Source organism: Klebsiella sp. GB_Kp047 (assembly GCF_040065235.1).
Taxonomy (GTDB): Bacteria; Pseudomonadota; Gammaproteobacteria; order Enterobacterales; family Enterobacteriaceae; genus Klebsiella; species Klebsiella quasipneumoniae.
On the sequence record NZ_JBEAJG010000033.1, the window covers coordinates 161450 to 172566 of the forward strand.

The following is an 11117-nucleotide window of genomic DNA, read 5'->3' on the forward strand; positions in this document are numbered from 1 at the left end:
AGGCTGTTTGGGATTATCAGCAACAAAGGACAAAATCGTTTGCCGTTTGTTGTTTAAAAATTGTTAACAATTTTGTAAAATACACGCGGATAGAACGTCCCGGTGGACTTGGGCGTAAAAATAATAGCGTCAGACCCGCCGGATATAAATTACAGAGGTCATGATGAGTACTGAAATCAAAACTCAGGTCGTGGTACTTGGGGCAGGTCCTGCAGGCTACTCTGCAGCCTTCCGTTGCGCTGATTTAGGTCTGGAAACCGTCATCGTAGAACGTTACAGCACCCTCGGTGGGGTGTGCCTGAACGTGGGTTGTATCCCTTCTAAAGCGCTGCTGCACGTGGCAAAAGTTATCGAAGAAGCGAAAGCGCTGGCCGAACACGGCATCGTTTTCGGCGAACCGAAAACTGACATTGACAAGATCCGCACCTGGAAAGAAAAAGTCATCACTCAGCTGACCGGTGGTCTGGCTGGCATGGCCAAAGGGCGTAAAGTGAAGGTGGTTAACGGTCTGGGTAAATTCACCGGCGCTAACACCCTGGAAGTGGAAGGCGAAAACGGCAAAACCGTGATCAACTTCGACAACGCCATCATCGCGGCGGGCTCCCGTCCGATTCAACTGCCATTTATTCCGCATGAAGATCCGCGCGTATGGGACTCCACCGACGCCCTGGAGCTGAAATCTGTGCCGAAACGCATGCTGGTCATGGGCGGCGGTATCATCGGTCTGGAAATGGGTACCGTATACCATGCGCTGGGTTCAGAGATCGACGTGGTTGAAATGTTCGACCAGGTCATCCCGGCTGCCGATAAAGATGTGGTGAAAGTCTTCACCAAACGCATCAGCAAGAAATTCAACCTGATGCTGGAAACCAAAGTGACTGCCGTTGAAGCAAAAGAAGACGGTATTTATGTTTCCATGGAAGGCAAAAAAGCGCCGGCGGAAGCACAGCGTTACGACGCCGTGCTGGTGGCTATCGGCCGCGTACCGAACGGTAAAAACCTCGACGCAGGCAAAGCGGGCGTGGAAGTTGACGATCGTGGCTTCATCCGCGTTGACAAACAAATGCGCACCAACGTGCCGCACATCTTTGCTATCGGCGATATCGTCGGTCAGCCGATGCTGGCGCACAAAGGCGTCCACGAAGGTCACGTTGCCGCAGAAGTTATCTCCGGCCTGAAGCACTACTTCGATCCGAAAGTGATCCCATCGATCGCCTACACCGAGCCAGAAGTGGCATGGGTGGGTCTGACCGAGAAAGAAGCGAAAGAGAAAGGCATCAGCTACGAAACCGCCACCTTCCCGTGGGCTGCTTCCGGCCGTGCTATCGCTTCCGACTGCGCAGACGGCATGACCAAACTGATCTTCGACAAAGAGACCCACCGTGTTATCGGTGGCGCGATTGTCGGCACCAACGGCGGCGAGCTGCTGGGTGAGATCGGCCTGGCTATCGAGATGGGCTGTGACGCTGAAGACATCGCGCTGACTATCCACGCTCACCCGACTCTGCACGAGTCTGTTGGCCTGGCGGCAGAAGTTTTCGAAGGCAGCATCACCGACCTGCCGAACGCCAAAGCGAAGAAAAAGTAACTTTTTCTTTCAGGCAAAAAGCATAAGCGGCTCCCGGAGCCGCTTTTTTTATGCCTGATGTTTAGAACTATGTCGCTATTCATAAACCGCTACACCTCATACATACTTTGTAAATAGTCACTATGTAAACTTATAGGTAGTTAACGATATCAATGAGGTGTGTGATGAAACGCTTTTTAACCACAGCGCTGGTCGCAGCAGCGTGCTTATCCGGTGTCGCCTGCGCGGCTGACGCCACGATTCCGTGGGCGGATAACAGCGGTGGTACGGAAACGACCCATATTGCGGCGATGGGCCAGGATCTGAATGCTCAGCATCAGCAAGTGACCAAGACCAGTGAAGGAGTATGGGCGGCGAATTCCGGCAGCATCAGCGCTGACGAATCGGCATTGTCCAGTACGAAACCAGCCATTGCCGGCGATCCGTCGCTGATGCCCCACCAGGGCTAAGTGAATGAAAACGCCCGGTTGCGTGTACGTAACCGGGCGTTTTTTATGGGTTGACCACCTGCCAGCCGGCGTCAGCGTCGGGGGCAAAGCGCGTTATCGCCTGGGCCTTTGCCGCGCTCTCTTCACCGAGATTGGCCTGATAAACGGTATCGTGCTGATCGATCATAAAGCTCATCACGCCGGTTTCCCCCCACGCCACCGGCCACGCCAGCAAGGCGACGCTCTGCTCATCTCTACCGGTGATAATGCGGAAGCGGTAGCCATGGTAGCCGCTGCCGGGAACCGTCGGGCTAAAGGCTGGCCCAAGCGGACTTGGCGCTTCGCCCGGCGAGGTGGGCCAGTACAGACCATCTTTTTTGCCTTCGCTACTGATGATTTTCTGCGCCCAGCGGTGGTTCAGTTGATAGTAATCCTGCTGGGCGTCAACGTAGGCATGCATGGCGGCTATCGCCGACAGTTCATTACGGCCGATAGCGCGGGTGAGGATCTCTTCTTCACCAGCGGCCATATCAAAGCGCCAGCCCTGGGATGCTTTGACGATGGGGACTGGCAGCCGCCATGCTTCGCTACCGACGTCGAGCCAGGCTTTTTCACCCTGCTGCACAATCACATGTTTCACCTGCCAGTCGCGCTGGAAGCGGTCGACGGCAGTGGGGTCGATCCCGTCGGGGGGTAAAAAATGCTGCCAGTTATCGCCAAGTACTTCACTCAGCGCCGCATCATTTTGCTGGCCGATCGCCTCGGCCAGCGCGCTTGCGGCCTGCTCGGGGGTGGCATACTGCTGCTGGGCGAAGGCGGCAAGCGGCGACAGCATTAACGTGAACAGGGCAATTGGTAATGGGTTTCTCATTCTGCTCATCCTCAGCGGCGGCGTAGTTCATGGTGTTCAGAAAGACGCTCTCTGGCGCCGTCGCGCTGCTCGCGATTTACGCTGGAAAACTGACGACTCTGCCGTCCCCGTTCCTGCTGCGCTTGCCAGGAGGGGGCGCGGCTTTCGTTGCCGCTAAGGGCGCTGGCGCGCAGATGACTGACCGTCTGCTGACGCTGGGCTGGCGTGGCAGACTGGAGCTGCTGCCGGCGCTGTTGCTGCTGCGGTGTAGTATTCTGCTCGCGGCTCTTAATGGTTTCCCTACGCTGCTGTTGCTGCGGCGTCGGGTTTTTCAACTGCGCTTTCGCCGCGTCTCGACGCTGCTGGGTCGATGTCGGCTCGCTGTCGTAACCGCGGTAGTTGCTGCGCTGGGTGGCTTGTTTCAACTGCGCCGAGGCCGCCTGACGCTGGGCATCGCGCGAGGCGGTGTTTGCCGCCAGGTTGCCCGCCGTGGCGGTCGGCGCGCTGCGCTGCTGAAGCTGGGTCATCGCCGCCTGGCGCTGCGCCTCACGATCGACCGGCGCATGCTGGGTCGCGCTCAGTCCGCCGGATACGTTGGTCTGATGAAAGCGCTGGGCGACGGTATTATTGGGGTATGGCACGTGACCGCGATAGGCGGGGTTGTGCTGCCAGTTTACGCGGTCGCCCGGCAGGTTTTGTCCGGTAATGCGGTTAAAGTTATTCACATTGATATTGATGTTATCGCCGTTATGCGAGTAATCGCCGCGGTGGTAGTCGTCATCGTGATGGTGGTGGTCATCATCATCATCATCCCAGTCGATGCTGCTGAACAGCGCCCAGGTGGTCGCCACGCCCAGGCTGTAACCGAAGCCTTTGACGAAGCTATCGGTAAACTGCTCCCCGGGAGGCGGCGGCAGATAGACCGGAGGATAGGCGCTGTTCGGCCAGGTACCATAGACGGTGGAGGGGTTGTAGTTGGGAACATAGACCACCTGTGGATCGGTCGGTTCTATTTTTATGACCTGCGTCGGTGCGGGCGCCGTCGCGCTGGTCGTTGACGTTGTTACCGTGCTGCTTTTCGAGGTGGAGGCCGGCGCAGGCGCCGCTGCGGCGACAATCACTTTTTGCTGCGGCGTAGATTTCAGCGTCCCTGTCTGCTGGGCGATGGCACGCAGACGCTGCACCGAGTCCATCACATCATGCGGCTGGGCCAAAAACGCATTACCGAGATTTTCCACCCAGGGCGGATTCTCGCCCATCATCGCCAGCAGGGCCGGGAAAGCGACAAGCGATTTAACGCTGGGATCCCACGGCTGGCTGGCAACAGCCTGAACGGCGGCATCCCCTTTCATGGAGGGGTTATCCTGGGACCACTGCACGGCCTGCATGACGTTGTCCGGGTAGGTGGAGGCCATCAGCACCTGCGACAGCAGACTGTCCGGATAGAGCGCGATGGGGGCAACCCACTGATCAATCTGCGCCTGGGTGTAGGTGGTGGCTACCGGCTGCGCGGCGACTGGCTGTGTGGCTGGAGTGGGTGCCGGCGCAGCCTGCGCCGTCGGCTCAGTGACCGTCTCTGGAGTACGGCTTTGCACATAGAGTGTTCCCGCCGCCGCGAGTAAACCAGCGCTACAGAGCAGGGCGATAATATGGGGTTTGAATGGCAGTGACATAGAAGCTCCTGACCCAAAAAGTAACCCATCTCGCTAAAGTATCGGCGAAAACGGCGCGTTTGCTGAGTATAAGTAAGCGGTATGGCTTTTTATTGATGATTGTTGGGATCGGCCCATGGCGTTGTACGTGGAAAGGAATTTTTGTCGCGGGATTTGAACAGAAAGCCTGCAATATCCTGCCCTTAACGATTCAGCTAAATTTTAATGTTGCTTTTTTGTAAACAGATTAACACCTTTCAAAAATCCTGCTATGCTGCCGACGCGGTATCGGGCATTTACCCTACAAACTGCTGTCTCACAGGAGCGTGAAGAAAATCGCCCAGCCACTAAATCCTTCAAGATGCGTCAAGGCGGCAAACTGCCAATACCGAAGCAGATTGATTGAAGACGTGTAGGCCGCATTATGACAATGAGAAGCGAGGAGAACCGTCGTGCTAGAAGAATACCGTAAGCACGTAGCTGAGCGTGCCGCCATGGGGATTGTTGCCAAACCCTTAGATGCAACCCAAATGGCCGCGCTGGTAGAACTGCTGAAAAACCCGCCTGCGGGCGAAGAAGAATTCCTGTTAGACCTGCTGATTAATCGTGTACCGCCGGGCGTTGACGAAGCCGCCTATGTTAAAGCTGGATTCCTTGCCGCGATCGCCAAAGGCGAAGCGTCCTCCCCCCTGGTTACCCCTGAAAAAGCCGTTGAACTGCTGGGCACCATGCAGGGCGGTTACAATATCCACCCGCTGATCGATGCCCTGGACGACGCGAAACTGGCGCCGATCGCCGCGAAAGCGCTCTCCCATACCCTGCTGATGTTCGATAACTTCTACGACGTGGAAGAGAAAGCGAAAGCAGGTAACGAGCACGCAAAACAGGTCATGCAATCCTGGGCCGACGCTGAGTGGTTCCTGAACCGCCCGCAGCTGGCAGAAAAAATCACCGTTACCGTTTTCAAGGTGACTGGCGAAACGAACACCGATGACCTGTCTCCGGCGCCGGATGCCTGGTCGCGTCCGGATATCCCGCTGCACGCCCTGGCGATGCTGAAAAACGCCCGCGAAGGCATTGAACCGGATCAGCCGGGCGTGGTTGGCCCGATCAAACAGATCGAAGCCCTGCAGCAGAAAGGCTACCCGCTGGCCTACGTTGGCGACGTGGTCGGGACCGGCTCTTCACGTAAATCGGCCACCAACTCGGTGCTGTGGTTTATGGGCGACGATATCCCGAACGTGCCGAACAAGCGTGGCGGCGGCCTGTGCCTTGGCGGCAAAATCGCGCCAATCTTCTTCAACACCATGGAAGATGCAGGCGCGCTGCCTATCGAAGTGGATGTGTCAAACCTGAACATGGGCGACGTGATTGACGTTTACCCGTTCAAAGGCGAAGTGCGTAACCACGAAACCAACGAACTGCTGGCCAGCTTCGAGCTGAAAACCGATGTGCTGATCGACGAAGTGCGCGCCGGCGGCCGTATCCCGCTGATCATTGGTCGCGGTTTGACTACCAAAGCGCGCGAAGCGCTGGGTCTGCCGCACAGCGATGTCTTCCGTCAGGCGAAAGACGTGGCGGAAAGCACCCGCGGCTTCTCTCTGGCGCAGAAAATGGTTGGCCGCGCCTGCGGCGTTGCCGGTATCCGTCCGGGCGCCTACTGCGAGCCGAAAATGACCTCCGTCGGTTCTCAGGACACCACCGGTCCAATGACCCGTGATGAACTGAAAGACCTGGCGTGCCTGGGCTTCTCCGCTGACCTGGTGATGCAGTCCTTCTGCCACACCGCGGCCTATCCGAAGCCGGTTGACGTCACCACGCACCATACTCTGCCGGACTTCATTATGAACCGCGGCGGCGTCTCGCTGCGTCCGGGCGATGGCGTTATCCACTCCTGGCTAAACCGCATGCTGCTGCCGGATACCGTGGGTACCGGCGGCGACTCCCATACCCGTTTCCCCATCGGGATCTCCTTCCCGGCGGGCTCTGGTCTGGTGGCCTTCGCCGCCGCGACCGGCGTGATGCCGCTGGATATGCCGGAATCGGTGCTGGTGCGTTTCAAAGGTAAAATGCAGCCGGGGATCACGCTGCGCGACCTGGTTCACGCTATCCCGCTGTACGCCATCAAGCAGGGCCTGCTGACCGTTGAGAAGAAAGGTAAGAAAAACATCTTCTCTGGCCGCATCCTTGAGATTGAAGGTCTGCCGGATCTGAAAGTGGAGCAGGCGTTCGAGCTGACCGATGCCTCTGCTGAACGTTCTGCTGCAGGTTGCACCATCAAGCTGAACAAAGAGCCGATCGTTGAGTATCTGAACTCCAACATCGTCCTGCTGAAGTGGATGATTGCCGAAGGCTACGGCGATCGCCGCACTCTGGAGCGTCGTATTCAGGGTATGGAAAAATGGCTGGCGGATCCGCAGCTGCTGGAAGCCGATGCTGACGCGGAATACGCGGCAGTGATCGACATCGATTTGGCGGATATCAAAGAGCCGATCCTGTGCGCGCCGAACGATCCGGACGATGCCCGCCTGCTGTCTGATGTGCAGGGCGAGAAGATCGACGAAGTGTTCATCGGCTCCTGCATGACCAACATCGGCCACTTCCGTGCCGCCGGTAAGTTGCTGGACAGCCACAAAGGCCAGCTGCCGACTCGCCTGTGGGTGGCGCCGCCAACCCGTATGGACGCCGCGCAGCTGACCGAAGAAGGTTACTACAGCGTATTTGGTAAGAGCGGGGCGCGTATCGAAATCCCTGGCTGTTCCCTGTGTATGGGTAACCAGGCGCGCGTGGCCGACGGCGCGACGGTGGTTTCCACCTCTACCCGTAACTTCCCGAACCGTTTAGGTACCGGCGCTAACGTCTATCTGGCCTCTGCCGAACTGGCGGCGGTAGCTTCTCTGCTCGGTAAACTGCCGACGCCGGAAGAGTACCAGACCTTCGTGGCGCAGGTGGATAAGACAGCGGAAGATACCTATCGCTATCTGAACTTCAACCAGCTGGATCAGTACACTGAAAAAGCTGACGGCGTGATCTTCCAGACCGCGGTGTAAAACCATTCGGTCAGCCTGGCTGACCGTTTGGCTACAAACTCCTCAATGCCCGGTGAACATTGCATCACCGGGCATTTTTATTTCCAAACCTCCTGCCTGTTACGCTTTTTTTCTTTCGGTCTGCTGCGATAATTACTCCATGGGTACAGTGCAGCGGTGACGCATTGCCCTTGCAGAGGAAAAGACTATGGACTACGAATTTCTGCGCGATATTACCGGAGTGGTAAAGGTGCGAATGTCGATGGATCACGAGGCGATTGGCCACTGGTTCAACGAGGAGGTGAAAGACAATCTTGCTCTGCTTGACGAAGTGGAGCAGGCTGCGCGCACCGTGAAAGGCAGTGAACGTTCCTGGCAGCGTGCCGGACATGAATATACGCTGTGGCTGGATGGTGAAGAGGTGATGATCCGCGCCAATCAGCTGGAATTTTCCGGCGACGAAATCGAGGAGGGGATGAGCTACTACGATGAAGAAAGCCTCTCTCTGTGCGGCATTGAGGATTTCCTGCAGGTAGTTGCCGCCTATCGTGAGTTTATGCAGCAGCGTTGATGACTTATTTTGCGCCGGGCTGCGGAAAAGCGTAGCCTTGCTAAGCGTCGCGTGCGCCGGGCACATCCCCGGGTCGCGACGAGTACCTTGCCCCGGCTACCAGCCGGCGCAGAACCCAGGCCCGGCAAGCACAAGCGCCGCCGGGCATTTGAGGCATTACACGGCAGGAATATTGCGGCCGTAGTAAATCTCGCGCATCTCTTTCCACAGCAGGTCGGTAATGACCTTGCGCTCTTCAGCGGTCAACTCTTCCGGTCGGGTATGGAACATGTAGTGCTTAAGGTCGAACTCCTTGAGCAACATTTTGGTATGGAAGATATTTTCCTGATAAACGTTGACGTCGACCATGTCATACAGCGACTTCATATCGTCAGACATAAAGTTCTGAATTGAGTTGATTTCATGATCGATAAAATGCTTCATCCCATTGATGTCGCGGGTAAAGCCGCGCACGCGGTAGTCAATGGTTACAATGTCCGATTCCAGCTGGTGGATCAGATAGTTCAGCGCTTTGAGCGGTGAAATAACCCCGCAGGTAGAGACTTCGATATCGGCGCGGAAGGTGCACAGACCGCCTTCCGGGTGGCTCTCCGGATAGGTATGCACGCAGATATGGCTTTTATCGAGATGGGCGACCACGGTTTCAGGTAGCGGGCCGGGGTGTTCGGTCTGGTCGATAAGCCGCGGGTCGACGGGCTCTTCGCTAACCAGAATGGTCACGCTGGCGCCCTGGGGTTCATAATCCTGGCGGGCGATATTCAGGATATTAGCGCCAATAATAGAGCAGGTTTCGGTCAGGATCTCTGTCAGGCGATTGGCGTTATAGAGTTCGTCGATATAGGCGATGTAGCCGTCGCGCTCTTCTGCCGTTTTGGCGTAACAGATATCGTAGATACAAAAACTCAGGCTTTTGGTCAGGTTGTTAAAGCCGTGCAGCTTCAATTTTTTCAATTTAGTTCACCCCCTTATTTCGCTTCACGGTGCGGACAGAGCATCATGCAGATATTGTGGTAAGGCGAAGGCCGCCGTATGGATTGCCGGATTGTAGTAACGGCAGGTCAGGTTGGCTTTGTGAAAGCGCGCCTGAATGATTTCGCTGGAAAGATGGCGCAGCGCCTCGTTGTCGCTCGCCCAGGCAAAGGTCATGATCCCGCCGTAATAGGTCGGAATCGCCGCCTGGTAGAAGCTGACGTCGCGAAAATAGTGGCTCAGTTTGCGATGGCTACCGACCGCTTCATCCTGCTGCAGGAAGCAGACGCCGTTCTGCGCAACGAAAATCCCTCCCGGATTCAGGCAGCGTTTGCAGCCTTCATAAAAAGCCGAGGTGAAGAGGCTTTCCCCCGGGCCAATAGGGTCGGTACAGTCCGAAATGATCACATCAAACGTTTGCGTCGTCTGGTTAACAAAATTGACGCCATCATCAATTACCAGCGTAAAGCGCGGATCGTCATAGGCGCCGGCGCTATGGTTGGGCAGGTACTGGCGGCAGAATGAGACCACCCCGGCGTCGATTTCCACCATGGTGATGCTTTCGATGCTGCGATGACGAGAGACTTCGCGCAGCATCGCGCCATCGCCGCCGCCGATGATCAGGACATGCTTGGCGTTGCCGTGAGCCAGCAGCGGCACGTGGGTCATCATTTCGTGATAGATAAACTCATCGCGTTCGGTGGTTTGCACGACGCCATCCAGCGCCATCACCCGGCCAAAGGCGCGGTTGTCAAAGATGATCAGATCCTGATGATCGGTTTTTTCGTGGTACAGCACGTTATCAACGCTAAAGTACTGACCAAAATGGTCATGCAGCGTTTCATGCCACAGTGGATTATCGGCCACGGTGAGGCTCCTCCTTCGTTAACATCTGTTACACCCGTAAAACGAGTGCAACATCATAGACAACTATAGATGAGGATGCACGGCGGTTATTGCAGCAATGCGGCAGGAATAACAGCACCGCCCGGAGAGGGCGGTGGGGAGACAGGGCTATTTTGCCGGCGCGGGTTGGCTATCCACTATCCGCACGGAATAGACCATGGTGGCGCCTGGGGGGATCTTCGGTGGCAACCCTTTACTGCCATAGGCTTTGTCGGGCGGGACGACCAGCGTCACGGAGCCGTGGTTCTGCAGGCGCTTCAGCGGCCCGCGAAATACCGGGGGATAGGCATCCAGTTTCTGGGTAAGCGCCTGATCTTTCGTCTCCATATCATTGATCACCGTTCCGTCCGTCAGCATCTCTTTGATCACCACGGTCACCAGATCGTTGCCGCTAATTTTTCCTTTACCCGGGTAATCGATACGGCTGTAGACGCCCTCTTTGAAGACCACACCTTTTTTGCGCGCAAACGCCTGCTGGTATTTCTGACCGGCGCTGATGTTTTTCTGCTCGATTTTATTCAGGTTCTGGAAAACCTGCTGTGAAATGTCAAACAGCGCTTTGTTACGCTCCTGTTCGCCGAGGCGAAGCTGGCCGCTGAAAGCATCTTCGATGCCCTGCAGCACCAGGCCAGCGTCGACGTTAACCCCCTGAGTGCGACGAGTCGTGAGGACATTAAGCGCCTCTGTACCCATCGAGGCGCCGATGGCGTAAGCCTGCTGTTCACCTGGCGCGCTGAGTTTGGCGGCGGTTTTGCCGGTGGTATTTCTCGGCGGGACCGTCAGCTGCGTCCGCAGCAGCTGGATTTCATCCTCTTTCATCCGCAGCTGGGCGTTATCTTTGTCCGCCTGCAGGCGATAGGCCGCCACTATGGCCGCCATCTCGGGGGGCTCATCTTTTGCCGCCACGGCGGCATCGGCGCGGCTCGATGGCGCTTTCTCCGCTGCGGCGAGCCGGTTAGCCAGCGACTGCTTATCGGCGTTAAGGGCTTTGATCTGGTCGAGGGCGGTCTGCTTCTCTTTTTCCGCCGCCGCCAGCCGGTTGACCAACGGCTGTTTGTCGGCGTTAAGTGCTTTGATCTGGTCGAGGGCGGTCTGCTTCTCTTTTTCCGCCGCCGCCAGCCGGT

At 56.9% G+C, this 11117-nt stretch carries 9 protein-coding genes; 4 read left to right on the forward strand and 5 right to left on the reverse strand.

The window, feature by feature from the left end:
• Positions 1-163: 163 nt before the first annotated feature.
• Positions 164-1588 (forward strand): dihydrolipoyl dehydrogenase, encoded by a 1425-nt coding sequence (lpdA, locus tag ABLV76_RS15115; protein WP_002888731.1) that lies wholly within the window; start codon positions 164-166, stop codon positions 1586-1588.
• A gap of 164 nt (positions 1589-1752) precedes the next feature.
• On the forward strand, positions 1753-2037 hold the full coding sequence (locus ABLV76_RS15120) for a hypothetical protein (protein ID WP_348878371.1): 285 nt from the start codon (positions 1753-1755) through the stop codon (positions 2035-2037).
• Positions 2038-2080: 43 nt separating this feature from the next.
• Here the strand turns inward: ABLV76_RS15120 and ABLV76_RS15125 are convergent, their stop codons facing one another.
• Positions 2081-2887, reverse strand: a complete 807-nt coding sequence (locus ABLV76_RS15125; protein WP_017901170.1) for a DUF2950 family protein — start codon at positions 2885-2887, stop codon at positions 2081-2083.
• Positions 2888-2898: 11 nt separating this feature from the next.
• Positions 2899-4539, reverse strand: a complete 1641-nt coding sequence (locus ABLV76_RS15130; protein WP_064183574.1) for a DUF3300 domain-containing protein — start codon at positions 4537-4539, stop codon at positions 2899-2901.
• A 431-nt stretch (positions 4540-4970) separates the two neighbouring features.
• Between ABLV76_RS15130 and acnB the strand changes: the two genes are divergently transcribed.
• Positions 4971-7568: a bifunctional aconitate hydratase 2/2-methylisocitrate dehydratase gene (gene acnB, locus ABLV76_RS15135; protein WP_017901168.1), complete on the forward strand. Its 2598-nt coding sequence runs from the start codon at positions 4971-4973 to the stop codon at positions 7566-7568.
• A 187-nt stretch (positions 7569-7755) separates the two neighbouring features.
• Positions 7756-8118 carry a protein YacL gene (gene yacL / locus ABLV76_RS15140; protein ID WP_023319739.1) on the forward strand — a complete coding sequence of 121 codons (363 nt, stop codon included), beginning with the start codon at positions 7756-7758 and terminating at the stop codon, positions 8116-8118.
• 156 nt (positions 8119-8274) lie between these two features.
• On the opposite strand, the gene speD is transcribed toward yacL, so the two are convergent.
• The 3 genes from speD to ABLV76_RS15155 form a co-directional block, all read right to left on the reverse strand.
• Complete coding sequence (gene speD, locus ABLV76_RS15145; protein ID WP_023319740.1) at positions 8275-9069, reverse strand: adenosylmethionine decarboxylase; 795 nt, start codon at positions 9067-9069, stop codon at positions 8275-8277.
• A gap of 24 nt (positions 9070-9093) precedes the next feature.
• Entirely contained in the window at positions 9094-9954 is an 861-nt protein-coding gene (gene speE, locus ABLV76_RS15150; protein ID WP_004204376.1) for a polyamine aminopropyltransferase, read from the reverse strand.
• Between the two features lie 147 nt (positions 9955-10101).
• On the reverse strand, positions 10102-11117 hold a 1016-nt coding region (locus tag ABLV76_RS15155), incomplete at its 5' end, for an FKBP-type peptidyl-prolyl cis-trans isomerase N-terminal domain-containing protein (RefSeq protein ID WP_348878372.1).